Source organism: Pedobacter sp. Leaf132 (assembly GCF_920984695.1).
GTDB lineage: Bacteria > Bacteroidota > Bacteroidia > Sphingobacteriales > Sphingobacteriaceae > Pedobacter.
In genome coordinates this window covers 701,271-725,861 of the sequence record NZ_CAKLBO010000002.1, presented here as the reverse complement: position 1 = coordinate 725,861, position 24,591 = coordinate 701,271, and the positions used below count along the sequence as shown (strand labels likewise).

The following is a 24,591-nucleotide window of genomic DNA, read 5'->3' as shown; positions in this document are numbered from 1 at the left end:
TATATTTGCACCTCTTAATTTTAAATTAATAAGATAATATACAGTCATGAAAAGAACATACCAACCTTCGCAAAGAAAGAGAAGAAACAAACACGGCTTCCGCGAAAGAATGGCAACAGCTAACGGCAGACGAGTATTAGCATCACGTCGTGCTAAAGGAAGAAAAAGATTAACAGTTTCAGACGAACGTAAGCATAAAGCATAATTTTTGATTGCTTTTCTGTAGCATCAGTAAAGGCAGATCAAATCTGCAATCATCAATCAAAAAAATATGTATACATTCAGAAAAGAAGAACGGTTATGCAGCAGGAAACATTTAGAACTGCTGTTTAAAAACGGTTCTTCTTTTTTATTATATCCTTTTCGGGTTTCCTATATTTTCATAGAAGATAAATCAGAAATTCCTGTACAGGTGGTTATTAATGTACCCAAGAAACGGTACAAAAGAGCTGTAGACCGCAATCTTTTAAAACGCCGCATCCGCGAAGCTTATCGATTAAACAAATTAGAAAAGTTTTATGCTTTTTTACCAGAGGATAGAGGTTTGCTTTTATTTTCACTCCAATTTGTTGGTAAGGATAAATATGAATTTTCTTTTATAGAGAAAAAATTAATTTCTACCTTCAAGAGATTTCACACCTTAATTAATCCTAATGAAGCTAATAAATAAGGTATTTGGCTGGTTTTTTTTAGGGTTGATAAAAATTTATCAATATGCAATATCGCCAATGTTGGGTGCTAATTGCAGGTTCACGCCAACATGTTCGCAATATGGAATAGAAGCGATAAAAAAACATGGTCCATTTAAGGGCGGTTGGATGGCTTTAAAGCGTATCAGTCGCTGTCATCCATGGGGCGCTCATGGTCATGATCCAGTTCCTTAAATATATTCTTGGTATCCATTTTCCATCTCAAATTTTCCATTTCTTTAATATCTTTGCGCAATGGCTAAAATACTTCAAATTGAAACGGCTACTTCTGTTTGTTCTGTTGCAATTTCTATCAATGGTGAAACAAAATTTATTAAAGAAGAAATTGGACAGAATTTGCATGCTAGTAAACTTACCTTATTTATTGATGAGGTAATGAAAACCGCCGGCTTGAGCTATGCTGATTTAGATGCAATAGCGATTAGTAAAGGCCCAGGCTCTTATACAGGTTTAAGGATAGGTGTTTCAACCGCAAAAGGTTTATGCTACGCTTTAAATAAACCACTTATTGCTATTGAAACCTTAAAGATGATGGCCGCTGGATTTATAACTCAAAGCCCTGAATACAGAGGCTTAGTTTGCCCGATGATAGACGCCAGAAGGATGGAGGTTTACACTTCTGTTTTCGACATTAAGTTAAATATTGTAGAAGAAACTTCAGCAAAAATTATCGATGAAAACAGCTTTGAAACCTACATATCAAATCAAATTATAACATTTATAGGTGATGGTTCTTCTAAATGTTCAGCAACATTAACGGCCAGCAATGCAAAGTTTGTAAATCATAACTTTAATTCTGCTGCAAATATGTCTCAATTAGCCTATAACCAATTTAAATCTAAAAGCTTTGAGGATGTTGCTTATTTCGAGCCTTTTTATTTGAAAGATTTTGTTCTAACTCAACCAAAAAAGAAGGTTTAGATTATTTCTTTCTAAAGATTGAAAATAAATTTCTGAAGAAGCTTCCGCCTTCATTATCATTTATTCCAGGCATAACATCACTAAATTGTGGATGATTTACGGTGTTCCCGAATTTAATACCTAGGCCCATATAAAAAGAAGCCCCGTTAGCGCCAGTTCCAATGGTCGCATCGCGTTTTATTAATCCCTTAGCTGTACTTGCGGTAGAAATTAGGTTATCTGTACCCATAAATAATTCAAAATTTGGCGTTTGATACTTCCCTTGCAGGCCAACCATGAAAATATTGTTTAAATTATATAAGGGAATAACGCTACCTGATAAGTTATTATAATTAAATGTATTTACAAAAGCCACATCACCACCACGGTAAAATAAATTTTTAGAAACTGCAATTGCTGGTTTGTAAAAACCGTAGGTTTTTGATAGATAAACATCTGCTTTAGCATTTGTTAAAGCTGTAAATTTGTCTGGCTGCTCTGATAATTCAAAAATATCCCTAATCTTTTTATTTGCGTAACTCTGACCTTGGCTAAGATCGATAGTTTCTACTGCATTAACAACAGTTCTATGTGTATTACTTCGCCACCAAATGAAACCTAAATCTTTAACATTTGCCATTAAAAATAAGCCCTTCTTTGTTGTGTAATTTGTGCTAAAACCCAATGAAACGCCAGGGTTTTTAAATGTTGGTATAAAAGTTTTCTTGTTGATTTTGTTTTGGTCGTTAAAGTTTGCAGAATATGTTCCCGCTAAGCCAATATCTAAAAGGTTATTGTCTGCATCTATTCTAAGGTACGAATCTGAAATATCTAAATCATTGTAAACAATACCACTTAATATACTTGCCTTGATACCAAAAGCTAATCGTTTATTATAGTTTTCGCGATAGGTGAAACTAAATTGATGATAAGATTGCTGGTAACCATCCGTATCAAAAATACCTTTTAATGTTTGGTTTTGAGGAAAACGGCGGTAAGAATCAAAAACGGCTAAAGTTTCGTTTGTATAGTTTATATGTGCATTAGAGCGGATTTGCCAGGCAAAGCCCATTTCTTTTTGATATTTATAAGATTGAAATATACGCAAAGTAAGCACATACATGTTGCTGTTTTCATAAAAATGATTTATCTCTCCGGTACCTAAGGGTAAATCTCTGGTATCATTAATACGTTCATTTATTAATCTCCTCACTACGGTTTCAGAGCCGCCAACATTTGCACTATTTATGCCAAAATAGGGTAAGAAAAAGTTAGAAGAAAACTTTCTTGATGAATCCAAAACAAAGGATTTTTGAGAAGGATTTTCAAATGCATCAAACATAGTTTTGGTGCCAAAAAGCCCATATTGCTGACTGAAAGATGTTTGGTAAAATGTAATTAAGGCTATTGCAAGTAAAAGTTTCTTCATGTAAATGTATGCTTGGCTATGCTTTATTAACGGTTGCGTAATGTGTCTGGTATTTCAGATTGTAAATATTTGTTTAATAACAAGTTAGTTATAAACTTGTTTCCATCGGCACTCATTTGGTAGTAAAATGTATCAAAACTTTTTAAACCACTATCTGCACGTAAGTGCTTATAATAGGGTGATAAAACATTCTCTTTAAATATATCTTTTGAGTTATTTGTATTGATGAAAAAGCTCAGATTTGAGGTGGTGGAAACTAAATTCATTGCATCTAAATACGAAGCCTCATTAATTAACAATTTATTGTTTTTGTAGCTGTTTAAAAATGCTTGTACAGTACTTGCATTGTTTGCAAAGACAAGGTTGTTATCGATAATTGTGTAATAAGGTCGGGCAAATTTTTTTAATGGTGTTCCGAAGAAAGCATATAAAACATCAGATTGCTTAAATATTTTAATCTCTTCGTTGTAATCTGCGCTAACATCCAATAAAAGTTGCTTCACTTTTTCTCCGTTTGATAAAGAAATTGCGCCTAATTTTTCAGCTGTGCTTAACTGAAAGCAAATAAATTGGTTTTTTGTGTAAGTATTAAAGATTGAATTTAAATCTACTCTGTAGTCACTTTTAACTTCGTCAATCGTTTTTGAAACTTTTTTTTCATCATCAAAATTTGTTTGCCAGGTAATTAACTTTTTTCTCCAATTCTCATAATTATCAAAGGCGTACAAATTGTAATTAGCAGTGTTTGATGGAAGTATGTTAGTGATGTAAATGGTTTGATTAGGTACTTTCTCGAATAATTTTAAATAGTTATCCGTTGATTTTAATTCGGTTGTACCGTTAAATAAGATTTTCTCTTTACTAAAATTATAATTTAATGAAGCATAGCTATTCTGCTTGTCAAAAATAGAAATCTCTCCATTTAATTTTCCGGCAATTATGTTTTGAAGCAACAATGGCGTTTTATTAAAGTTGATGTAGATTTGCCCCAGTACATTTTTATTGTAAGTGTTATTCTGCTTTATGTATTCTGTAAATGGGTTTTCCGCTAATCGAACTGCTGCATCAATAACCAGTTTTTTTGATGTTGATGCAGTAATAACCTGATTCTTTGTTCCAAAAAATATAGAAAGGCTATCGTTTAGTTTAATTTTAAAAACATCATTACCCTGGTCATCAATTAAATATTTTGATTTTAAAATAGTATAAATATTTTGCACCTTTTTATCAGGTTGCAATTGAACAGTTATCAAAAAATTGAGTTCCTTTTCTTCATCAGGCAGTATACTTAAATAAATTTCTTGGTTTGCAATTGAATTGTTCAGTGCGGCATCTTGAATAAAATATAATTTTAACGCTTTAAGTAAATTACTTTTTTGATTTCCAAGCACCTGCTGAATCAGGCTTTGTCCTTCGATGATTTGATAAAAACTTTTATCATTCTGAAAGGCGAATATTAAAGCTGCATTATTTGTAGCAGATTGTAGAGCAAGGTCTTTTTCGTTATTTTCTGTATTTAACTTAGAGAAATACAGGTAAGCCATAAAAGAAACCCCTGTAACTAATACAATTAAAATAACTAAGATTTTTTTCATGTGTTTGTGCAACAAATTTAAATTATTACATCCAATTGTACTAAGTTATTGCTCATTTTATTAATTTAGCAATCCTTTTAAGCTAATTTATATGAATAAACGTATCATTCTTACTGCATCTTTTTTTGGCTTAATTGCTGTTTTATTTGGTGCTTTTGGTGCCCATGGATTAAAGGCTGTAGTTGATGCATATTCGTTAGAAATTTGGCAGAAAGGTGTTGAATATCAGTTTTATCACACTTTTGCACTTTTGTATTTATCAACTTTTGCAAGATATAGAAACAAGTTAATTAACATTGCATATTTTTGTTTTACTTTCGGTATTATCCTTTTCTCCGGATCTTTATATTTATTAGCAACCAGAAGCATTCTGCATATCTCCTTTGTTGATGTTATTGGTCCGATAACACCAATAGGGGGTTTATTATTTGCATTAGGCTGGATAATGTTATTCTTTGCCGCTATAAAAGATAAATAATGACTGTGTTTGAACCAGATATTTTTGCAGAAAGAGAAACACTTTTTGTTGAGGTGATTTTGCCTTTATCTTTAGCTAAAAATTATACTTATCGTATTCCATTCGATTTAAATGCACAAATTGAAATTGGTAAAAGAGTGGTTGTTCAATTTGGTAAGCATAAAATTTACACTGCTTTAATTAGCCAAATCACCAATACACCTCCAGCAGTTTACGAAGCAAAATATATAATCGATGTAGTAGATGCTGAGCCGGTTGTAACACCTTTACAATTGAAGTTCTGGCAATGGATGACAGATTATTATATGTGTAACGAAGGTGATGTAATGGCTGCTGCCTTGCCGGCGAGTTTAAAGTTGGCAAGTGAAACCATTTTAATTTTAAGGGATGATTATGATGAATCTACATCTGTAAACGAAAAAGAAGCAATAATTATTTCAAAATTAAAAAAACAACAAAGACTAACGGTTAATGATGTTTCTAAATTGCTTGGTCAAAAAAGTGTTTATCCCATAATCAATCAACTGCTGGCAAAAGAACTCATATTTGTTGCCGAAGAGGTAATTCAAAAATATAAGCCTTTATTAAAATCATTCATTATCCTCAATGATTTTTACAATGATGAGGAAAACCTTAAACAACTTTTTGCATTGCTCGAAAGAGCGCCAAAGCAATTGGACGCGTTATTGGGCTACTTAAAATTAAATAAAGCAGGTTTACCCATAGCTAAAGAACAATTAATAGAGGAGAGCAATTGCGGTGCTGCAGCATTAAAAGCCCTTACGGATAAAGAAATTTTTACAGTTTTAAAAAGACCGGTAAGCAGATTAAATTCCAACGATGATGATTTTAGCATCAATTTTAACTTAAACGCAAGTCAACAAGCCGCTCTTAATAATATTACTGAGTCTTTTGAAGAAAAAGATGTAGTGTTGTTACATGGCGTTACTGCATCAGGTAAAACCCAGGTTTACATAAAGTTGATAGAGAATATCATTAACAATAGTAACGATCAGGTTTTATTTCTTTTGCCCGAAATTGCGCTTACCACACAAATTGTAGAAAGAATTAAACAATATTTTGGTAATTCAATTGGGGTTTATCACTCAAAATTTAATAATAATGAAAGAGTAGAAATTTGGAATAAAGTAAAGCATGGCGCATATAAAGTTGTTTTAGGTGCTCGTTCGGCCGTGTTTTTACCTTTTCAAAATCTAAAACTTATTGTGGTTGATGAAGAACATGAACCATCTTACAAACAATACGACCCAGCTCCACGTTACCAGGCACGAGATTCGGCAATTTATCTGGCCCATCTACACGGTGCTAAAGTGGTTTTAGGTTCTGCTACGCCATCTTTAGAGAGTTATTATAATGCGCTAAATGGAAAATATGGTTTGGTAGAAATGCATGAACGTTTTGGTGGTGTAAAACTTCCAAATCAACAGGTAGTTAGTATTTCTGAGGAAACGAAGAGAAAAACAATGGTGTCATATTTTTCCAGTGTGCTTATAAAAGATATGGACTTAGCGCTGAGTAAGAAAGAACAAATAGTGCTTTTTCAAAACAGACGCGGTTATGCAACTATATTAATTTGTGCAACTTGTGGTTACACACCAAAGTGTATTAACTGTGATGTAAGTTTAACTTATCATAAAAGTAGTGGGAAGTTGCATTGCCATTATTGTGGTTATCAGCAAAGTAGCGTTAATATTTGTCCGGCATGCGGTTCAGTGCATGTAGAGCAAAAAGGTTTTGGCACAGAACGTATTGAAGAAGAATTAAAGTTGCTCTATCCTGAAGTTACAATTGCCCGCCTGGATATGGACACCACGCGTACCAAGAATGGTTTGCAGCAAATTTTGAGCGATTTTCAGGATAAAAAAACTGATATTTTAATTGGTACTCAAATGGTTGCCAAAGGATTGGATTTTGATAATCTGAGTTTAATAGGCGTTATCAATGCTGATACATTACTTGGCTATCCTGATTTTAGGGCTTATGAAAGAAGTTTTCAATTGTTAGCACAAGTAGCCGGCAGAGCAGGTAGAAGGGCAGAGCAGGGTAATGTATGCATTCAAACTTATGATGCGGAGAACAGAATCATTAAGCAAGTTGTTGAAAACGATTATTTAGGCATGTATAATGATGAGATTGTAGAACGTGAAAAATTCTTATATCCTCCTTTTTCAAGAATGATTTTCCTTTATGTGAAGCACAAAGATTCTATGGTTTTAGATAAAGCTTCTTTTGTGCTTGCACAAACGCTGAAAGCTAAATTCGGCCAGCGTGTTTTAGGTCCGGAGCAACCTTTGGTAAGCCGGGTAAGAAATCTCTACATTAAGCAAATCATTATCAAAGCAGATCGTAATACTGCAATAAATAAAGTGAAAGCGGTTTTAAGAGAAACTCTTACCCAGTTTAATGCTACAAAAGACTATAAGAGTGTAATCACTCAAATAGATGTAGACCCTTATTAGTTTTTGCTGTTGAAGTTAAATTGAATACCAGCTGAAACAGGATTTAATAAAAATTCCCATTTATTGTAGGTATTGATAGTTCTGCCAGCTAAGTTCGCTTGAGTAATATCCTGCTTTTCGTAAGAATAATTAAAATCCAAGCTGCTTTCTGCAAAAATGGCAAGGTTAGGTATAATGTTAATTTTTATACCCAACGATGGGCTCATCACTAGTCCATTTTTAGTTGCATCTGCTGATTGATTGCTCGTAGCAACATTTGAATTTGCCGGGCTTAACATTCCTGTAAAACGATTTGAACGGTATCCCACATCAAAAGCAAAATAGGGTTGAATTCTGGAGTAATTGAAATTCTTTTCAAAACCTATTTTAAATGAATAATCAGTTACTTTTCCTTTAGCGATTTCGCATGTTTCACAAGTATTTTGAAAACTTACGTCTTTATCTCTAAAATAATTAGCGCTAATTCTGTAGCTGATTTGATTATCATTAAATTTTAACATTAAACCGTTGCCAACCATTTTTGTATAATCCTGAGCATTGGTTTGGTTTAATATTTTAGGTAACTGCATTAAGCTATAGCCCCTTACAGCAAGAGAATAATTAAAATCGGCACTTGTCTGTGCGTAAGTAGTAAAAGATGCGCATAAAATTAATATGCTTAATAGTCTTTTTTTCATCGAAGAGAGATAGATTCCTTAGTATGTATTGTAAGTTCAAAAGTAAAAATAATTATCAATTAACACGCTAATAATATTATTTAACCCCTTTTATATTGTAATTTAACATAATTTAAGCGCATTAAAAAATTAACTTTTGATTTACTGTTAGTTATAAAATGTTTAGAAATATTAAAACGTATCCCAACATAAAAACGCTACTTTTGAAACTTCATGGCCTATAAATTTGTTGATAATTACCGAGAAAGGGGTGCGAGAAAGAAGTTAGTTGAGTTACTAAAATCTCGTGGAATTGAAGATGAAAACGTACTTAAAGCAATTGGTAAAGTCCCACGTCATTTTTTCTTCGATGAAACATTCTGGAATCAGGCATATAAAGATATTGCCTTCCCAATTGGCGACGGACAAACCATTTCGCAACCTTATACCGTAGCTTACCAGAGTGAATTACTTCATATAAAAAAGGGTGATAAAGTGCTTGAAATTGGTACGGGTTCTGGGTATCAATCTTGTATTTTATTAGAGCTTGGTGCAAATTTGGTTACCATAGAACGCCAGGAAAATATTTACAACAGAACCATTCAAATTTTACCAGGAATGGGCTATCGCCCGAAATTTTATTGTGGCGATGGGTCTAAAGGAATTGCCGAAGAAGCACCTTATGATAAGATAATTGTGACAGCAGGAGCGCCTTTGGTGCCAGAAATTCTGCTTAAGCAATTAAAAGTTGGCGGTATATTGGTTATCCCAGTAGGAGATGAGCATAGCCAAAAAATGGTTACAGTTTTAAGAATGAGCGAAACGGATTATGAAAAAATTGTACTCGATACTTTTAGATTTGTTCCGTTGGTTGGAGACCAGGCTTGGTAATTCGATTTAATAATCATTAGTTCATCAGCAATTAGTTGATGAATATGTGCATTGCTTAAATTAGGTAGAGACCTAAATACTAATGAACTAATGATACAGCTAAGCTGGTTATACCTTCATCGCTCTGTCCATTTCCCTCTTTGAATCGCGGTCTTTAATACTATCTCTTTTGTCGAATTCTTTTTTACCCTGAGCTAAAGCGATCTCGATTTTAGCAAAACCCCTCTCATTTACAAAAATCCTTAAAGGAACAATGGTATAACCTTTTTCTTCGCCTTTGGCTTTTAATTTTCTTATTTCTTTTTTCTGCAGAAGTAGGGCTCTATCTCTCTTTATATCATGATGATAAAAAGAACTGTGGCTATACTCCGAAACATGCAAATTTCGAACATATAAATTACCGCCAATAAACATGCAGAAAGCATCTGTCATATTAGCTTTACCTTGTCTTATCGCCTTTATTTCTGTACCTAAAAGGGCAATGCCGGCAACATATTTATCAATAATGTTATAATCGAAATATGCTCTTTTATTTTTTATGTTTATATCGTTTTTCAAAATGGTATTTTATTAAAATCATCATTAAGCATAAGCTGAATAATGCTTGGGATGCAAATATCTTAAAATTTGCGCTATTATTTTCTTTTATATTATTGTAATGTTCTGCAAATGTAAAACTCAAATTATAATTGCTTTGTTCGCAAATAAAAAATTAAGTTTGAGTATATTTATTAGGTATGAAGTTTAAAAACATTCTTTTTGTAGCACTTATTTTGCTTGGATTTGTAGCAAATGCACAGCAGCCAGCATATTTACCACAGTTTAAATTTTTTAAGCTGGATGGTAAAGCTTTCTCAAACGTAAATGTAAATCAAAAGAAAAAATCTTTATTTATTCTGTTTGATTGTACTTGCGAGCATTGCCAACGTGAAGCTACTGAATTGAACAAAGCCTATAATAAATTCAAAGATGTTAACATTTACATGGTAACTTTAGATGAATCGATTTCTATTCAGAAATTTTTTGGTACCTATGCGCCAGGCTTAAATTTAAAGCCCAACGTTATTGTATTACAAGATAAAAACCGAATTTTTATACCAACATTTTTACCTACGAAATACCCTGCAATGTATCTCTACGCACCAAATGGCAAGTTATTAGTTTTTGGCGACGGTGATGGTGGCATCAAAAAGATTATAAAATCTATCGGATAATCAAAACCGGTATATTTACACGGTGTCTTACGGCATCTACGGTGGTTCCAAAGATTAAATCTTTTAAGCCTTTATGTCCGTGAGCACCCATAACCAATAAATCAATATCATTTTTATTACTGATATCAGCAATTGCCTTAGCTGTGCCTCCAAAACCTATAAACGTGGTAGAATCGTAGCCTAAATCTGTAAGGTTAATTTTATACTTTTCCAGGTTTTCTGCATCGCTTTTAGTTTCATGATCCATTACTTTATCTCCATGGTAACGTGCTGCAGCAGTTTCTACAACATGAATTAAGTAGTATTGTGCATCTTTGCCGCCTTGAATTAATGCATGGCGAATCGTGTTTCTATCATTTGCAGAGAAATCTACAGCAATACCAATTCTTTGATAACTTATTTTGTCAATTTTACCAATATCTAAGGCTTCGCCATGGGGAACCATCTGTTTTTCATGATTTTTCTTATCAAGTAAAGGGTGGAAGAAAACATACAACAACAGCAAAACTGTTAAGGTTACAGCAGGTATAATTATTGCATAAACCCACCATTCGTTATTAACCTTTGTCCATCCACTTATTTCTTCGATAACAAGCTTAACGTTTAACGCTATAATTACTGCAGCACTGGTCCATGCTAAAATTTTTACCCAGGTTTTAATGGCAAAATCTTTCATCAGCTTCTTATCTGATGTAAAATGGATTAAAGGAATAATGGCAAAACCCAATTGCAAGCTTAACACGACCTGACTCAATACCAATAACCCTCCTAAAGCATCATCCCCGTAATGTAGTATGGTGAAAAAGGCTGGTGCAATTGCTAAAAGTCTTGTTATCAATCTCCTTAACCATGGCTGAATACGTAAATTTATGTGCCCTTCCATTACAATTTGCCCCGCTAAGGTACCGGTTACTGTAGAACTTTGGCCGGCAGCTATTAAAGCAATTGCAAATAAGGTTGGTGCTATATTGCCAAAAATGTTGGATAATAATTTATGGGCGTCCTGAATCTCGGCAACTTCATGCAAACCATTTTTATAAAATGCAGCTGCAGCTAGAATTAATATGGCTGCGTTAACAAAAAATGCAAGGTTTAGTGCAACGGTTGTATCAATAAGATTAAATTTTAACGCTTCTTTTATCCCTTTATTGGTGCGTTCAATTTTTCTGGTTTGAACAAGTGATGAATGGAGATAAAGATTGTGTGGCATAACTGTAGCGCCAATTATTCCGATAGCGATGTAAAGTGCATCACCTCCTAAAACTGACGGCTCAAAACCTCTGGCAACTTCTTTTAGTGATGGTTCAACAATAAACATTTCTACCAAAAAAGAAATACCAACTATAAATACCATCGAAACGATAAAGCCTTCCATTGCTCGCATGCCTTTATTAAGCAAAAAAAGTAATAACAATGTATCGAATATAGTGATAGAAATTCCCCAAATTAAGGGCAAATCAAAAAGTAGCTGTAAACCTATTGCCATTCCAATAATTTCTGCCAAATCACAAGCTACTATTGCCGTTTGCGCAAGCATAAAAAGTGGAATATTTGCCCAACGTGGATAAGCATGTTTTGATGCTTGGGCTAAATCCAAACCTCTAACAATTCCTAACCTTGCGCTAAGCGATTGGAGTAATAGCGCAATTAAATTGGACATTAATAAAACCCAAATTAACTGATAGCCGAACTTACTTCCACCTGCTAAATCGGTAGCCCAGTTTCCGGGGTCCATGTAACCTACACTAATTAAATAAGCCGGGCCGATAAAAGACAATATCCGGCGCCAACCCTTTCGTTTACTGGTATCTACACTTTGATGTACCTCGCTAAGCGATTCAGATTTTGCCATTGTTGCTAATTAGAATATGTTTTGCTACTTCTCTACTAATATTAATTTGTTTATCGTTTACCGAAATCTCGACAGAACCATCAAAATCTGTTATATCAGTAATTTGTATGTGCTTACCTAGTGTTAGTCCCAATTTCTCTAAATATTTTAAAAACGGAGAGCTATGTTGACTAACACCGGTTATTGTTCCAGATTCGCCAATTTTAAGTTCTATTAATTTTATAAACTGCGTTTTTGCAAATGTTCCGTTTTTATCTGGAATTGGGTCGCCATGTGGGTCTGATTTTGGAAAACCTAAAAATTCATCTAAGCGCTCAATTAAATCTACAGATTTTATATGCTCCAGTTCCTCGGCAACATCATGAACTTCGTCCCACTTGAAATTTAATTTATCTACTAAAAACACTTCCCATAATCTGTGTTTCCTAACAATATTTACAGCAGCTTGTTTGCCTTTTTCGGTTAAAGTTACACCTTGATATTTTACATAATCTACAAGTCCTTTTTCTGCAAGCTTTTTGAGCATATCTGTAACCGAAGCTGGTTTAGTTTGAATTTGCTCTGCAATTGCATTCGTTTGAACATTTGTTGTTTTTTGAGCTAAATGATAGATTACTTTTAAGTAATTTTCTTCAGTAAAACTTTGCATTTATGTTTGTCTAATTATATTTTTAGGTAAATCTAAAAAAAATTATTTAAAATATATATGATTAATTATGTTAAAATTTAGAATATAATTTGGTTATGTTTGTGATGTTATTACCTTAAACATTTATGGCATCAGAATTAGACAAAATTGATTTTAGAATTCTAAAGATTTTACAAGAGAATGGTAGAATCACAAATCTATTGTTATCTCAAGAAATTGGACTTTCTCCTGCACCAACATTAGAAAGGGTACGTAAATTAGAAATGGCTGGCTTCATCAAAAGCTATCATGCTTTGGTTGATGAAGAAAAGCTTGGTTTAGGGATCAAAACTTTCATTCAAATTCAGTTAGATTTTCATAAAAATAACACCATTCAAATCTTTTTAGATGAGGTAAATCAAATTAAAGAAATCACTGAATGTCATCACGTTACCGGGCAAGCAGATTTTTTACTAAAGGTATATGTAAAAGATATTAAGGCTTATGAACGCTTAATTATGGATAAGATCAGTAAAATTTCGGTTGTAAAAACTTTCCAAACAATGATGATTATGTCTACAACCAAAAAAGAGCCAATTGTGCCTTTGGAATATTAATTTCTTTATTAAAGTTTATGGGTATTAATGAATTAAAGAGCATAACAATAGGTGTTACTCTGCTTTTTAATGTTTTTTACCATCTGAGGATTCTAAGAACATCTAAGTTTCAATAAAGATTAACGGTTTAATATTCCTCTATATATATCGTTAATAAATGATTTTTTACCATCAGCAACAATATTTATACAATTGCAATTGATGAGTAAACCGCAAGGAGCGTTCAAAAGTTTCATGTACGTTAAAATCTGTGCTTGGTGAATTGGTTGAATTTTTTCTACAGCTTTAAGTTCTAATACCATGCAATTCTCTATGTATAAATCGGCTCGAATTATCGTATCCATAAATACATTTTTATATTCTACAGTGATTAGATGTTCACTTGTAAAACTAATACGCCGTAGCTGAAGTTCTCTCATCAAACATTTATGATAGATGCTTTCTAAAAGCCCTGGACCGAGTGCTTTATGAACTTCAATACATGCACCCGTAACTTTGTATTCTAAATTATCTAAAAATTTTTTATCATTTTTTTAATCCGATTAAGTATATAGTCGGGGATGCTTAAATGATTACACTAAGATGTTCTATGTTGTTCTAAGATGGTTAAAAATTATTGCAACTTCCAATCTATTGGGGTTAAATTATTCTGTACTAATAATTGATTTGTTTTTGAGAAATGTTTCGAGCCGAAAAAACCATTGTAAGCCGAGAAAGGCGAGGGGTGAGCGGCTGTTAAAACATAATGCTTTTTTTGATCGATTAATGCTGCTTTTTGTTGCGCATATTTTCCCCACAGCAAAAATACAATATGCTCTTTTCTGTCGGATAAGGATTTTATAATTTCATCAGTGAAAATTTCCCATCCCCGGTTTTGGTGAGAGCCTGCTTCAGAAGCTCTAACGGTAAGTGTAGCGTTTAATAATAATACCCCTTGCTCTGCCCAATTGGTTAAATGGCCATGAATTGGCGTTTTAAATCCTTCTATATCTGTCTCGAGCTCCTTATAAATATTTTTTAAAGAAGGAGGAATGGCCACACCTTTCTGAACAGAAAATGATAATCCATGTGCTTGTCCGACACCATGATATGGATCTTGACCAAGAATTACAACCTTCACTTTATCAAAAGGCGTAGTATTTAATGCATTAAAAATATCTGATCCTTTGGGATATACATTATTACCATTTTGCTTTTCCTCTAAAAGAAACGCCTTAAGGTTTACCATGTAATCTTTTTCGAATTCATCATTTAAAACAGCTAACCAACCAGGTTCTAAAGCAGCAGACATATATATATAAGTTGAGGGTTTAATTATTTCTTCTTCTTAAAAATAGCTAACAAATCCGCTTCTAAAGTTGTTTTAGGATGTTCAACTATTCTGCCCAACTCATTACCTTTCTTATCGAAAACAATAAAAGTAGGTACATTGGTTATGTTCAAGCCATCAATAATACCGTTCTCAGCTTTCTTACTGCCATCTACAGCAATTATATCGGTATTTTTTTCTTTGAATTGTAGCGCATCCAACACTTTAAAAAAGTTTGGAACGTTAACTTTACTATCTCCACACCAAGTTCCTAATATAATTTTTATATGTTCTTTTTTGATAAGTTTTTTTAACTCAATCATTGTAGCAGCATCAGGTATATAAGCTTCATACAAAGGATCGTACATTTCTTTAAATTCAGGAAAAGTAATTAAGCCTTGCCTGGTACATGCATTTAACAGAATATCTTTATTGTGAATTTTATCGTGTACTTTTTTATTTACTTCTTGTGCAGAAACATTCATGGCGATTATTATAAGGGTAATTGATAAGAAAATTTTCATTTGATATGATAGTTTTAGGTATTTGTAAATTTTTACTGAAATTATTATTTTAAAATCTAAATTCTGCTATTTAAACACGATATTTGCAGAAAAATATTAAGAATAAATTTTATGCCAAATTTTATTAGATTGATAGTTGGGTTTGCGTTATTAGGCGGCGCTGTTGCTTTATTCATTTTTGGCCACTGGCCTTGGGGAATAATTGCAATATTGCTTGGTATAATTGTTTTAGTAACCTATTTCTTTAATGAAAATATGCTTTTAGCACAATGGTTTTTACGTAAAGATAATATGCCAAAGGCACAACAGTTTTTAAATCGCATTACCGATTACGAAAGTCAGTTGATTAAAGTGCAACACGGTTATTATAATTTACTTGTTGGTTTGATAGAAAGCAGAACAGCTCCAATGAAATCGGAAAAGTATTTTAAAGCAGCGCTAAGTTTAGGCATGCAGATGGACCATAATGTTGCCTTGGCTAAGTTAAGTTTAGCCGGAATTGCAATGGCAAAACGTAATAAACGCGAAGCCACAATGTATTTAGCTGATGCTAAAAAAGCTGATAAAAACAAATTACTTGCCGACCAGATTAAGCAGATGAAAGACCAGATGGGGATGATGGATAAGCAACAACAAGTTAGATACAGATAAACTACTGAAGCCGTTTCTTAAATGAAGCGGCTTTTTTTCGCTCTGTTTTTTTGGTGTACTAACCGAAAACTGTAAACACAATAGAGCGGCTATACTTTTAAAAATTGCAGTAAATTATTAAGATGGCTGTATTTTAAGAAATGCACTAGTGTGTATGGACACAGCAGTAAAGAAGTTTTTAAAAGATAGTAGCGATAGCGGGACTGAAAGTAATCGTAGCCCTGATTTTGCTTTTCAGAAAAAAATAAAACTAAATGCCATTTTTTAATGTAGTAAAAATAAAAACTATGGCAACATCACAAGAAGGAAGTACTAATAATACTCAGGAAGAAAATAATATCCAGGATTTGGGCGGCAAGGAAGCGGTTGAAAAACTACGCGATTTAGCTGAAAAGGCGGAGAGCTGTTTTTTTTGTACTAATATTAAAACCGGCGTTCCATTATCTGTTAGGCCAATGGCAATTCAACAAGTTGATGATGAAGGCAATATTTGGTTCATGAGCATGAAAGATAGTCACAAAAATGATGAAATTGCGGCTGATCCGTTTACTCATTTACTTTTTCAGGCAGGTGCACATTCTGGCTTTGTAAACATTTACGGGATTTCTGAAATTAGCAGAGACCAGGCCAAAATTGATGAATTATGGAGTCCTTTTATTAAAACCTGGTTTCAAGGTGGAAAAGAAGACCCGAATATTACATTAATTAAAGTAATTCCATCTGAGGGATATTATTGGGATATCAAACATGGATCTGCTGTGGCATTTTTGAAAATGGCAGCATCTGTAGTTATTGGTAAAACGATGGACGATTCGGTTGAAGGAACCTTGGATATTGATTAAAGTTTAGAGTGTAAAGTCTAAAGTCTAAAGTGAAAAGTTCAATGTGAAAAGTTTAGAGTTTGATTATTTATCACCTAAATAATCAAACCCTTCTAACTCATCTCTTTGATTTCTTTTGCTTAAAATATCATCTTCTTCGGCCTCGGCTCTTTTGAAGAAAAACGCTTCAGCCTGAATTCTTTTTATAAGCTGATGAACAAGAGATAAATCAAAAGCATCTTTGCTCAATTTAATACAATATTCTCTTTCTGTAATTTCTAAACTTGAGGTATTCATACGGCAATATTTTTTTCGATTGCTGTAAATATAGAAAAGGCTTGCTAAACAATTGTTAGCAAGCCTTTTAAGTTTATGTTATTTTTATGTTAACCTTAATGTTTGATTACCTATGAGATAAAAACAAGCCATCATCAGTTTTGGTTACTTTAAGGATATTTTTAGCCGTGAGTGCTTTTAAAGTTGTATCCCATTTTTTGTTGCTCCAATCTGTAAGTTTTGTTTTTACATCAGTTAAAAGAGCATTCTCACCCTCTTTTACCAATGAAAATAATTCTGTTTCTTCAGCACTTAATTCTATTTTCTTTTTTTCAGGTCGCATTTGCGGGAAAAATAAAACTTCCTGAATAGTGCTTTGGTTTGTCATTAACATAACAATACGATCAATACCGAAGCCCAAACCCGATGTTGGTGGCATTCCATATTCGAGCGCCCGAACAAAATCATCATCCATTGCCATAGCTTCAGCATCACCACGATCAGCTAGCGTTAATTGATCTTCAAAACGCTCTTTTTGGTCAATCGGATCGTTAAGCTCTGAATACGCATTACCAATTTCTTTACCATTAACAAATATCTCGAAACGCTCAACCAAACCCTCTGCAGAACGGTGTTTTTTAGCAAGCGGCGTCATTTCAATTGGGTAATCGGTAATAAATGTAGGTTGAATTAAGTTTGCTTCAACTTTATCACTAAAAATTTCATCAACTAATTTACCTCTTCCCATTGTAGAATCAGTTTCAATACCTAAATCTTTACAGGTTTGAAGTAATTGTTCTTCATTCATTGCCGAAACATCAATGCCTGTAAACTTATGGATTGATTCGTACATGGTTAATTTTTCGTATGGGCCTTCGAAGTTGATTTCGTTATCGCCAACTTTAACTTTTGCAGAACCATTTGTCGCGATAGCTACTTTTTCTAAACACTCTTCAACCATCGCCATCATCCAGATATAATCTTTGTAGGCTACATAAATCTCCATCGATGTATATTCCGGGTTATGGGTTCGATCCATTCCTTCATTACGGAACATTTTACCGAATTCATATACACCATCAAAGCCTGCTACAATTAAACGTTTTAAATAAAGCTCATTTGCAATACGCAAATAAAGTGGCATATCTAAAGTATTGTGATGCGTAGCAAAAGGACGAGCAGCAGCACCGCCGTGAATGGGTTGAAGAATTGGAGTTTCAACTTCCATCCAACCCTGGTTGTCAAAGTAATTACGCATACTGTTAATTACTTTACTGCGTTTGATAAAAATTTGCTTGTAATCTGGATTAACTGTTAAATCTACATAACGCATACGGTAGCGCAACTCCGGATTGGTAAATCCATCATATACATTTCCTTCATCATCACGTTTAACTATTGGTAAAGGACGCAAAGATTTTGATAAAACCTTAAACTCCGTAACGTGGATTGAAATTTCTCCGGTTTGTGTTGTAAAAACATATCCTTTTACACCGATGAAATCGCCAATATCTAAAAGTTTCTTAAAAACTGTATTGTATAAAGTTTTGTCTTCTCCGGGGCATAGTTCATCTCTTTTTAGATAAACCTGGATACGACCTGTTGAATCTTGAATTTCAGCGAAAGAAGCAGCACCCATAATGTTTCTGCCCATTATCCTGCCCGCTAAACTTACCGTTTTGTATGCAGTTTTATCTTGTTCGTAATTCTTTAAAATATCTGCAGCAGTTACATTAATATCATAAGATTCTGCAGGGTAAGGCTCAATACCTAGTTCGCGTAATTGTTTTAGCGACTCGCGTCGTAATATTTCTTGTTCTGATAATCCTATACTCATTTCGGGTATTTTTTGCAAAAGTAACGATTTTGCAAGATGTTTAATAATTGTATTATCCTCTTGGGAGATTATTATGATTTAGCTAAGCCTTCAACGAATTCTACTAATAATTTTGATTAATTAAAATGATATAGAAAAACTACATTTCCGGTATAAGCTGTTTTGGTCTGACCGTTAATATCTAAGTTGGCCTCGATAACAACCTTAGTAATACCTCTTAAATCGCAAATGGCGATTAGTTTAGCTCTTAATTGCACTTCATCATTTACTAATACAGGCCTGTTAAATTTAAATTTCTCGATACCATAATTCACTTCCATTTTAACATTTTGAATATCTGCTATTTGTTTCCATAAATACGGGATAAGCGATAAAGTTAAATATCCATGAGCGATTGTGGAACCAAATGGACTTTCAGTTTTTGCCCTTTCCGGATCGGTGTGAATCCATTGAAAATCTAACGTGGCATTGGCAAAATCATCAACTTGTTTTTGTTCTATTTTATGCCATTCCGATGAACCAATTTCTTTACCAAGGAATGATTCGTACTCTTCAAAACTGTTAATTATTACCATAGATTTAATTTCGACCCATTTTTATGGGATTATGCAATTTTAATAATTATTGATATTTGTAATTCGAATTGAGTTGAATTAGCTGGATAATTGAATTATTAAGCTCGATAAATGTTGAAAAGATTTTATTGTTAACCTATATTCATTATGATTCGGCTTCAACGTTCTCTTCGTACATTTCATCAATCACATTAATATATTTCTTTTCAACAGCCCGGCGTTTAACTTTCATTGTAGGCGTAATTTCTCCTTCATCAATACTGAATGGATTACGTTTTATCTTGAAATTTTTAATACGCTCAAATTTTGCCAATTCGTTAGATATTTTTTTGATATCCTGTTCCATCCAATCAATAATTTCTTTTTCCTGGATAAACGGATTCGCATCTTCAAAAAACGAAGGTTTAAGTTTAAAGGTTTCTTCGAGGGTTTCTCTGTTAGGAATAATGATGGCTGTGATAAATTCCCGCTTATCACCAATTAAAAATAACTGGTCAATTTTTGGGCTTTTTAAATAGATATTTTCTACTGGCGTAGGATAAACGTTTTTGCCATAAGCATTTACAATCATGTTTTTTAAACGGTCGGTAATTTGCAAATTACCTTTGTAAAAACGGCCAATATCTCCGGTATGAAACCACATGTCTTTATCAATGGCTTCAGCAGTTTCTGCTGGTTTGTTAAAATAACCCTTCATAACGCAATGGCCACGAACAATTACTTCACCTTCTTCACATTCAAAATCTTCATTAAATGTATTATGGGTTTGAATGTTAATGATTTTCTTTGTATCAACATCCTGAATTCCAACTTCAATACCCGGAATTACACGGCCAACAGTGCCATAAACCTGGCGATGATATTCAGTTACAGACATTACCGGCGATGTTTCTGTTAATCCAAAACCTTCTAATATTTTGATGCCTAAATCGCCAAAAAATTCGCCAACGTTTTTAGGCAATGCAGCACCTCCAGAAATCATAAATTTTAATCTTCCACCGGTTTTCTCTTTAATCTTACTAAAAACAAGTTTTTCTGCAATAGCTTTTTTTGCTGATAATATTAATCCAGGATTTTTTCCAGCTTCTTTCTCAACGCGATAGTTTTTGCCGGTTTCTAAAGCCCATGTAAAAATCTTTGCTTTTGTTCCGCCTGCTGATGTTCCGGATTTTATGGCTTTATCGTGTATACGCTCTAATAGTCTTGGTACACAACTCATCACAGTAGGGCGAACCTCACCCATATTTTTTGCTAGCAGTTCTAAACTCTGTGCAAATGCAATTTTACAGCCTTGCGTACAACATACATGATAGGTTGCTGTGCGTTCGAAAACGTGAGATAAAGGTAAAAAAGATAAAAATGTTTCAGTTTTATCTATAATCGGAATTTGCTGTAAACAAACTTCAACATTTTTTACAAAATTGTAATGCGTTAACATAACGCCTTTTGGCGTTCCTGTTGTACCCGACGTATATATTAATGATGATACATCTGTGGGCAAAACTTGTTTTCTACATTGTTCTATTTCTGCTTTTTCTGCTGCAGTAATTTGGTGTTTTAGCGTAAGTATATCAGAAAATGCAATAACCTCTACATTTACATCAGCCGGAATAGTAACCTTTTCAAAATCTTTAAAAGCTGGAATGATATATTTTAATTGTTTACAGTTTCCTGCAACTTTTAAAACTTTTCTGTATAAAAAGTTATTGCCAACAAGTATCGATTTGATGCCGGAATCATTAATAATATAATCTACTTCCTGCTCTGACAGAGTTGGATATATAGATACATTAATGGCCCCTATTTGCTGTATTCCTTGGTCGTAATACACATATTCGGGAGAGTTTTCTATCATTAAACCCAAACAATCGCCTTTTTTAATTCCTTTTTCCAGGAAGTAAGCAGATACGGCATCAGCTCTTTTAAGCGTATCTTCAAATGAAATTTCTGTCCATTCTGCACCTTGTTTGTGAATCAAAAAAGTTTCTTCAGGCTTGTGAATGTTTTTTACAACATTTCTCAAAAGGGTAGGGACGGTAGAAAATTCGTTAATTAATGGCATTGCTCTCTATTTGGTGTTCGTTATAATTAACAATAATAATGCTTTTTGGTTTAAAATTACAAATTGATGTATTAGTGTTGTTAATTTCCATCAAATTTAAATGAATAATGCAGATTTAGATAATTGCCGTCGTTGCGAGGTACGAATCAATCCATTTAGCTAGAGATTGCTTCGTGCCTCGCAATGACGACATTCCTATTTAGATTATAACAATTATTTTAAATTTCAATATATCTGTTGAAAATCAAAATAACCTAAAACGCAAAAAGGCTTCGGAAATTCCGAAGCCTTTTTTAAATAATTTACATAAAATTTTATACAGAAAAACTTTCACCGCAACCGCAACTGCGACTAGCATTTGGATTGATAAAATTGAAACCTTTACCATTTAATCCGTCAGTAAAATCTAATTCTGTACCAGCTAAATAAAGGAATGATTTCATATCTAAAGCGATTTTAATTCCTCTATCTTCAAAAAACTGATCGCCTTTTTGTTCTTCGTTATCAAAATCTAAATTATATGATAAACCAGAACAACCACCACCTTTTACTGAAACGCGTAAAAAGTAATCAGAACCCATTTCTGAATCCTGCATTAAGTGGGTGATTTTTTCTTTTGCTTTATCTGTTATTGTAATCATAGTATCGAGTATTTAGTATCAAGTATCAAGACTGACTATCGAAAATCAAAGTTTAAAAATATAAACTTGATGCTTGATACTTCTGTCTTGCTACTAATTCCTAGTGGTGAGATTTCTCTAATACAATTGCCTCTAAGCCATTTTTAATGCGGTAATCATTAATAGCTGATTTAATTGCATCTTCTGCCAACACCGAGCAGTGAATTTTAACCGGTGGTAAAGCCAATTCTTCAACAATATCCATGTTGTCGATAGATAAAGCCTCATCAATTGTTTTTCCTTTTAACCATTCTGTAGCTAAAGAAGAAGATGCAATTGCCGAACCACAACCAAATGTTTTAAATTTAGCATCAGTAATTACGTTATCTTCGCCAACTTCAATTTGCAAACGCATTACGTCGCCACACTCAGGTGCGCCAACCAAGCCTGTTCCTACAAATTTACTGTCTTTATTTAAAGTACCTACGTTACGTGGGTTATTGTAATGGTCAATTACTTTTTCTGAATATGCCATGTTTTTATTTTTTTGCCTTCTGCGAAGGTGATTTTATTTATTAGTTTTCTGTTGCCTGTTATCTGTGCTAAGTCTAATCGCTTTATACTTATACTTCCAGACTTAAAACTTATAACGTACAACTTTTAACACATTAATTTGCGCAGCAAATTAATGTTCTGCCCACTCAATTTTACTCAAGTCAATACCTTCTTTAAACATTTCCCAAAGTGGAGAAAGTTCTCTTAAGTGATTAACTGCCTTCTCAGTAATTGCGATGGCGTGGTCTATATCCTCTTCGGTTGTAAATCTACCTAAACCGTAACGGATAGAAGAATGTGCCAAATCATCAGATAAACCTAAGCTTTTTAAAACGTATGAAGGTTCTAAAGAAGCAGAAGTACAAGCAGAACCAGATGATACTGCTAAATCGCTCATGGCCATCATCAAACCTTCACCTTCAACATATTTGAAAGAGATATTAGCTACGTGTGGTAAACGATGTTCTACATTACCGTTAACATAACTTTCTTCCATTTTGCTTAAAGTAGATTCTAAACGGTCGCGTAATCCTGATAAACGAACAGATTCGCTTTCCATTTCTAAACGACAAAGTTCGCAAGCTTTACCTAAACCAACAATGCCCGGAACGTTTAATGTACCAGAGCGCATTCCACGCTCGTGGCCGCCACCATCCATTTGTGAAGTAACTTTAACCCTGGGGTTTTTTCTACGTACGTAAAGTGCACCTACACCTTTCGGACCATACATTTTATGCGCCGAAAAAGCCATTAAATCAATACCATCAGTGTTTACATCAACTGGAATTTTACCAACTGCCTGCGTAGCATCAGTCATAAATAAAGCACCATGTTTATGTGCAATTGCCGAAATCTCCTTAACTGGCTGGATAACACCGATTTCGTTGTTTCCATACATTATAGAAACTAAAATCGTCTCAGGTGTCATCGCCGCTTCTAATTCAGCAAGGTCAATTAAACCATCTTCTTTTACGCCTAAATAAGTTACTCTAGCACCATTTTTTTCTAAATGTTTACAAGTATCTAAAACGGCTTTATGTTCAGTAACCGCAGTTATAATGTGGTTACCTTTTTCTTTATACATCTCAAACACACCTTTAATGGCTAAATTATCTGCCTCAGTTGCGCCCGATGTAAAAATGATTTCTTTTTCAGTACAGCCGATTAATTTGGCCACTTGCTCACGAGCATAATCTACCCCTTCTTCAGCCACCCATCCAAAAGCGTGGTTACGGCTGGCGGCGTTTCCAAATTTCTCAGTAAAGTAAGGTAGCATCGCCTCTAACACTCTTGGGTCTAAAGGTGTTGTTGCGTTATTATCTAAATATATCGGCTGTTTCATCTCTATTCTCTTAATTATAATTACAAAGATACAAAAAAACTTTCCGAACAATTATAAATAATGCCTATGAGGTTATAGAGAAAACATGCATTTTTACATTTAACCAACCTTTTAAAACGATGAACAAGATAGAGCATATTGGCATAGCCGTAAATAACCTTAGTAAATCCGTTCCACTTTACGAGCTTTTGCTAAATACATCCTGCTATAAAACTGAAACAGTGGCTTCAGAATACGTAAACACAGCGTTTTTTAAATCTGGAGAAAATAAAGTAGAACTTCTGGAAGCGACTTCTGATGATAGTGCAATTGCAAAATTTCTGGCTAAAAAAGGGGAGGGCATTCACCATATTGCTTTCGCTGTCGATAATATTTTAGAAGAAATGGAGCGGCTTCAGGCCAATGGTTTTACGCTTTTAAATGAAACACCAAAAAAGGGTGCAGACAATAAAATGGTTTGCTTTGTACATCCAAAAGATACTAATGGGGTTTTAATAGAGCTTTGTCAGGAAATAAAATGGGTTTAAAAGATGGAATGATGTAAGATGGATGATGTAAGATAGATGATG

At 33.7% G+C, this 24,591-nt stretch carries 27 protein-coding genes and 1 pseudogene; 12 read left to right on the top strand and 16 right to left on the bottom strand.

Translation table 11 applies throughout. From position 1 onward, the window contains the following. Positions 1 to 46: 46 nt before the first annotated feature. The 4 genes from rpmH to tsaB all read left to right on the top strand — a co-directional run bounded on the left by rpmH (position 47) and on the right by tsaB (position 1,631). Positions 47 to 205, top strand: coding sequence for a 50S ribosomal protein L34 (gene rpmH, locus LUA86_RS06960; RefSeq protein ID WP_010601723.1), 159 nt, complete (start codon positions 47 to 49; stop codon positions 203 to 205). A 66-nt stretch (positions 206 to 271) separates the two neighbouring features. After that, complete coding sequence (locus LUA86_RS06955) at positions 272 to 670, top strand: ribonuclease P protein component (RefSeq protein ID WP_231459887.1); 399 nt, start codon at positions 272 to 274, stop codon at positions 668 to 670. Then, positions 654 to 884 (top strand): membrane protein insertion efficiency factor YidD, encoded by a 231-nt coding sequence (gene yidD / locus LUA86_RS06950; protein ID WP_231459886.1) that lies wholly within the window; start codon positions 654 to 656, stop codon positions 882 to 884. Before LUA86_RS06955 ends, yidD begins: the two co-directional genes overlap by 17 nt. Before the next feature lie 60 nt (positions 885 to 944). After that, positions 945 to 1,631 carry a tRNA (adenosine(37)-N6)-threonylcarbamoyltransferase complex dimerization subunit type 1 TsaB gene (tsaB, locus tag LUA86_RS06945; protein ID WP_231459885.1) on the top strand — a complete coding sequence of 229 codons (687 nt, stop codon included), beginning with the start codon at positions 945 to 947 and terminating at the stop codon, positions 1,629 to 1,631. 1 nt (position 1,632) lies between these two features. On the opposite strand, the gene LUA86_RS06940 is transcribed toward tsaB, so the two are convergent. Together LUA86_RS06940 and LUA86_RS06935 are read right to left on the bottom strand one after the other, a co-directional pair. Then, complete coding sequence (locus LUA86_RS06940) at positions 1,633 to 3,039, bottom strand: DUF5723 family protein (RefSeq protein ID WP_231459884.1); 1,407 nt, start codon at positions 3,037 to 3,039, stop codon at positions 1,633 to 1,635. A 26-nt stretch (positions 3,040 to 3,065) separates the two neighbouring features. Continuing rightward, entirely contained in the window at positions 3,066 to 4,634 is a 1,569-nt protein-coding gene (locus LUA86_RS06935; protein ID WP_231459883.1) for a hypothetical protein, read from the bottom strand. Between the two features lie 91 nt (positions 4,635 to 4,725). Here LUA86_RS06935 and LUA86_RS06930 point away from each other — a divergent pair, with 91 nt between their 5' ends. Next, positions 4,726 to 5,112 (top strand): DUF423 domain-containing protein, encoded by a 387-nt coding sequence (locus LUA86_RS06930; RefSeq protein ID WP_231459882.1) that lies wholly within the window; start codon positions 4,726 to 4,728, stop codon positions 5,110 to 5,112. Continuing rightward, positions 5,112 to 7,592 (top strand): primosomal protein N', encoded by a 2,481-nt coding sequence (priA, locus tag LUA86_RS06925; RefSeq protein ID WP_231459881.1) that lies wholly within the window; start codon positions 5,112 to 5,114, stop codon positions 7,590 to 7,592. The genes LUA86_RS06930 and priA overlap by 1 nt, the downstream gene beginning before the upstream one ends. Here the strand turns inward: priA and LUA86_RS06920 are convergent. Further along, a complete protein-coding gene (locus LUA86_RS06920) occupies positions 7,589 to 8,269 on the bottom strand; it encodes a hypothetical protein (protein WP_231459880.1) in 681 nt (226 codons plus the stop codon). The two genes, priA and LUA86_RS06920, sit on opposite strands and share 4 nt — an antisense overlap. Before the next feature lie 213 nt (positions 8,270 to 8,482). On the opposite strand from LUA86_RS06920, the gene LUA86_RS06915 reads away from it, so the two are divergent. Continuing rightward, a complete protein-coding gene (locus tag LUA86_RS06915) occupies positions 8,483 to 9,139 on the top strand; it encodes a protein-L-isoaspartate(D-aspartate) O-methyltransferase (RefSeq protein ID WP_231459879.1) in 657 nt (218 codons plus the stop codon). A gap of 108 nt (positions 9,140 to 9,247) precedes the next feature. On the opposite strand, the gene smpB is transcribed toward LUA86_RS06915, so the two are convergent. Continuing rightward, positions 9,248 to 9,697, bottom strand: a complete 450-nt coding sequence (smpB, locus tag LUA86_RS06910; protein WP_231459878.1) for an SsrA-binding protein SmpB — start codon at positions 9,695 to 9,697, stop codon at positions 9,248 to 9,250. A gap of 179 nt (positions 9,698 to 9,876) precedes the next feature. Here smpB and LUA86_RS06905 point away from each other — a divergent pair, with 179 nt between their 5' ends. Beyond that, positions 9,877 to 10,353 (top strand): redoxin domain-containing protein, encoded by a 477-nt coding sequence (locus tag LUA86_RS06905; RefSeq protein WP_231459877.1) that lies wholly within the window; start codon positions 9,877 to 9,879, stop codon positions 10,351 to 10,353. On the opposite strand, the gene LUA86_RS06900 is transcribed toward LUA86_RS06905, so the two are convergent. Together LUA86_RS06900 and LUA86_RS06895 are read right to left on the bottom strand one after the other, a co-directional pair. Further along, complete coding sequence (locus LUA86_RS06900) at positions 10,343 to 12,205, bottom strand: Nramp family divalent metal transporter (protein WP_231459876.1); 1,863 nt, start codon at positions 12,203 to 12,205, stop codon at positions 10,343 to 10,345. The genes LUA86_RS06905 and LUA86_RS06900 overlap by 11 nt on opposite strands. Further along, positions 12,192 to 12,854: a metal-dependent transcriptional regulator gene (locus tag LUA86_RS06895; protein WP_231459875.1), complete on the bottom strand. Its 663-nt coding sequence runs from the start codon at positions 12,852 to 12,854 to the stop codon at positions 12,192 to 12,194. The genes LUA86_RS06900 and LUA86_RS06895 overlap by 14 nt, the downstream gene beginning before the upstream one ends. 125 nt (positions 12,855 to 12,979) lie before the next feature. Between LUA86_RS06895 and LUA86_RS06890 the strand changes: the two genes are divergently transcribed. Further along, on the top strand, positions 12,980 to 13,450 hold the full coding sequence (locus LUA86_RS06890; protein ID WP_231459874.1) for an Lrp/AsnC family transcriptional regulator: 471 nt from the start codon (positions 12,980 to 12,982) through the stop codon (positions 13,448 to 13,450). Between the two features lie 119 nt (positions 13,451 to 13,569). Here the strand turns inward: LUA86_RS06890 and LUA86_RS06885 are convergent. From LUA86_RS06885 to LUA86_RS06875, 3 genes and pseudogenes are all read right to left on the bottom strand, one after another. Continuing rightward, positions 13,570 to 13,947: pseudogene (locus LUA86_RS06885) on the bottom strand (GxxExxY protein); the annotation flags it as partial. Positions 13,948 to 14,063: 116 nt separating this feature from the next. Then, positions 14,064 to 14,741 (bottom strand): uracil-DNA glycosylase, encoded by a 678-nt coding sequence (ung, locus tag LUA86_RS06880; protein WP_231459873.1) that lies wholly within the window; start codon positions 14,739 to 14,741, stop codon positions 14,064 to 14,066. A 23-nt stretch (positions 14,742 to 14,764) separates the two neighbouring features. Beyond that, positions 14,765 to 15,283 (bottom strand): thioredoxin family protein, encoded by a 519-nt coding sequence (locus LUA86_RS06875; protein ID WP_231459872.1) that lies wholly within the window; start codon positions 15,281 to 15,283, stop codon positions 14,765 to 14,767. Positions 15,284 to 15,394: 111 nt separating this feature from the next. Here LUA86_RS06875 and LUA86_RS06870 point away from each other — a divergent pair, with 111 nt between their 5' ends. Together LUA86_RS06870 and LUA86_RS06865 are read left to right on the top strand one after the other, a co-directional pair. Continuing rightward, positions 15,395 to 15,934: a DUF2892 domain-containing protein gene (locus LUA86_RS06870; protein WP_231459871.1), complete on the top strand. Its 540-nt coding sequence runs from the start codon at positions 15,395 to 15,397 to the stop codon at positions 15,932 to 15,934. Positions 15,935 to 16,221: 287 nt separating this feature from the next. Continuing rightward, positions 16,222 to 16,776, top strand: coding sequence for a pyridoxamine 5'-phosphate oxidase family protein (locus tag LUA86_RS06865; protein ID WP_231459870.1), 555 nt, complete (start codon positions 16,222 to 16,224; stop codon positions 16,774 to 16,776). Between the two features lie 63 nt (positions 16,777 to 16,839). Here the strand turns inward: LUA86_RS06865 and LUA86_RS06860 are convergent, their stop codons facing one another. The 7 genes from LUA86_RS06860 to LUA86_RS06830 form a co-directional block, all read right to left on the bottom strand. Beyond that, a complete protein-coding gene (locus LUA86_RS06860; RefSeq protein ID WP_231459869.1) occupies positions 16,840 to 17,052 on the bottom strand; it encodes a hypothetical protein in 213 nt (70 codons plus the stop codon). 106 nt (positions 17,053 to 17,158) lie between these two features. After that, the gene (lysS, locus tag LUA86_RS06855) at positions 17,159 to 18,868 is read right to left on the bottom strand and encodes a lysine--tRNA ligase (RefSeq protein WP_231459868.1); all 1,710 of its coding nucleotides are present in this window, start codon (positions 18,866 to 18,868) and stop codon (positions 17,159 to 17,161) included. Between the two features lie 116 nt (positions 18,869 to 18,984). Continuing rightward, entirely contained in the window at positions 18,985 to 19,443 is a 459-nt protein-coding gene (locus tag LUA86_RS06850) for a MaoC family dehydratase (protein ID WP_231459867.1), read from the bottom strand. Between the two features lie 145 nt (positions 19,444 to 19,588). Beyond that, positions 19,589 to 21,505, bottom strand: a complete 1,917-nt coding sequence (locus tag LUA86_RS06845) for a long-chain fatty acid--CoA ligase (protein ID WP_231459866.1) — start codon at positions 21,503 to 21,505, stop codon at positions 19,589 to 19,591. Positions 21,506 to 21,819: 314 nt separating this feature from the next. Further along, positions 21,820 to 22,146 carry an iron-sulfur cluster assembly accessory protein gene (locus LUA86_RS06840; RefSeq protein WP_025142623.1) on the bottom strand — a complete coding sequence of 109 codons (327 nt, stop codon included), beginning with the start codon at positions 22,144 to 22,146 and terminating at the stop codon, positions 21,820 to 21,822. 100 nt (positions 22,147 to 22,246) lie between these two features. Beyond that, positions 22,247 to 22,660 (bottom strand): Fe-S cluster assembly scaffold IscU, encoded by a 414-nt coding sequence (gene iscU, locus LUA86_RS06835; protein ID WP_138821688.1) that lies wholly within the window; start codon positions 22,658 to 22,660, stop codon positions 22,247 to 22,249. A gap of 150 nt (positions 22,661 to 22,810) precedes the next feature. Then, entirely contained in the window at positions 22,811 to 24,022 is a 1,212-nt protein-coding gene (locus LUA86_RS06830; protein WP_231459865.1) for an IscS subfamily cysteine desulfurase, read from the bottom strand. Between the two features lie 119 nt (positions 24,023 to 24,141). On the opposite strand from LUA86_RS06830, the gene mce reads away from it, so the two are divergent. Beyond that, positions 24,142 to 24,549, top strand: coding sequence for a methylmalonyl-CoA epimerase (mce, locus tag LUA86_RS06825; protein ID WP_231459864.1), 408 nt, complete (start codon positions 24,142 to 24,144; stop codon positions 24,547 to 24,549). The last annotated feature ends 42 nt before the right edge of the window (positions 24,550 to 24,591 follow it).

Bases quoted from the DNA above. Each gene is read 5' to 3' on its own strand.
- LUA86_RS06870 (WP_231459871.1), top strand. From the start codon at position 15,395: ATGCCAAATTTTATTAGATTGATAGTTGGGTTTGCGTTATTAGGCGGC.
- rpmH (WP_010601723.1), top strand. From the start codon at position 47: ATGAAAAGAACATACCAACCTTCGCAAAGAAAGAGAAGAAACAAACAC.
- LUA86_RS06905 (WP_231459877.1), top strand. From the start codon at position 9,877: ATGAAGTTTAAAAACATTCTTTTTGTAGCACTTATTTTGCTTGGATTT.
- LUA86_RS06900 (WP_231459876.1), bottom strand. From the start codon at position 12,205: ATGGCAAAATCTGAATCGCTTAGCGAGGTACATCAAAGTGTAGATACC.
- LUA86_RS06955 (WP_231459887.1), top strand. From the start codon at position 272: ATGTATACATTCAGAAAAGAAGAACGGTTATGCAGCAGGAAACATTTA.
- lysS (WP_231459868.1), bottom strand. From the start codon at position 18,868: ATGAGTATAGGATTATCAGAACAAGAAATATTACGACGCGAGTCGCTA.
- mce (WP_231459864.1), top strand. From the start codon at position 24,142: ATGAACAAGATAGAGCATATTGGCATAGCCGTAAATAACCTTAGTAAA.
- LUA86_RS06845 (WP_231459866.1), bottom strand. From the start codon at position 21,505: ATGCCATTAATTAACGAATTTTCTACCGTCCCTACCCTTTTGAGAAAT.
- priA (WP_231459881.1), top strand. From the start codon at position 5,112: ATGACTGTGTTTGAACCAGATATTTTTGCAGAAAGAGAAACACTTTTT.
- LUA86_RS06895 (WP_231459875.1), bottom strand. From the start codon at position 12,854: ATGCAAAGTTTTACTGAAGAAAATTACTTAAAAGTAATCTATCATTTA.
- LUA86_RS06890 (WP_231459874.1), top strand. From the start codon at position 12,980: ATGGCATCAGAATTAGACAAAATTGATTTTAGAATTCTAAAGATTTTA.
- LUA86_RS06875 (WP_231459872.1), bottom strand. From the start codon at position 15,283: ATGAAAATTTTCTTATCAATTACCCTTATAATAATCGCCATGAATGTT.
- ung (WP_231459873.1), bottom strand. From the start codon at position 14,741: ATGTCTGCTGCTTTAGAACCTGGTTGGTTAGCTGTTTTAAATGATGAA.
- tsaB (WP_231459885.1), top strand. From the start codon at position 945: ATGGCTAAAATACTTCAAATTGAAACGGCTACTTCTGTTTGTTCTGTT.
- LUA86_RS06830 (WP_231459865.1), bottom strand. From the start codon at position 24,022: ATGAAACAGCCGATATATTTAGATAATAACGCAACAACACCTTTAGAC.
- LUA86_RS06860 (WP_231459869.1), bottom strand. From the start codon at position 17,052: ATGAATACCTCAAGTTTAGAAATTACAGAAAGAGAATATTGTATTAAA.
- LUA86_RS06850 (WP_231459867.1), bottom strand. From the start codon at position 19,443: ATGGTAATAATTAACAGTTTTGAAGAGTACGAATCATTCCTTGGTAAA.
- LUA86_RS06920 (WP_231459880.1), bottom strand. From the start codon at position 8,269: ATGAAAAAAAGACTATTAAGCATATTAATTTTATGCGCATCTTTTACT.
- LUA86_RS06865 (WP_231459870.1), top strand. From the start codon at position 16,222: ATGGCAACATCACAAGAAGGAAGTACTAATAATACTCAGGAAGAAAAT.
- LUA86_RS06940 (WP_231459884.1), bottom strand. From the start codon at position 3,039: ATGAAGAAACTTTTACTTGCAATAGCCTTAATTACATTTTACCAAACA.
- iscU (WP_138821688.1), bottom strand. From the start codon at position 22,660: ATGGCATATTCAGAAAAAGTAATTGACCATTACAATAACCCACGTAAC.
- yidD (WP_231459886.1), top strand. From the start codon at position 654: ATGAAGCTAATAAATAAGGTATTTGGCTGGTTTTTTTTAGGGTTGATA.
- LUA86_RS06840 (WP_025142623.1), bottom strand. From the start codon at position 22,146: ATGATTACAATAACAGATAAAGCAAAAGAAAAAATCACCCACTTAATG.
- LUA86_RS06930 (WP_231459882.1), top strand. From the start codon at position 4,726: ATGAATAAACGTATCATTCTTACTGCATCTTTTTTTGGCTTAATTGCT.
- LUA86_RS06915 (WP_231459879.1), top strand. From the start codon at position 8,483: ATGGCCTATAAATTTGTTGATAATTACCGAGAAAGGGGTGCGAGAAAG.
- LUA86_RS06935 (WP_231459883.1), bottom strand. From the start codon at position 4,634: ATGAAAAAAATCTTAGTTATTTTAATTGTATTAGTTACAGGGGTTTCT.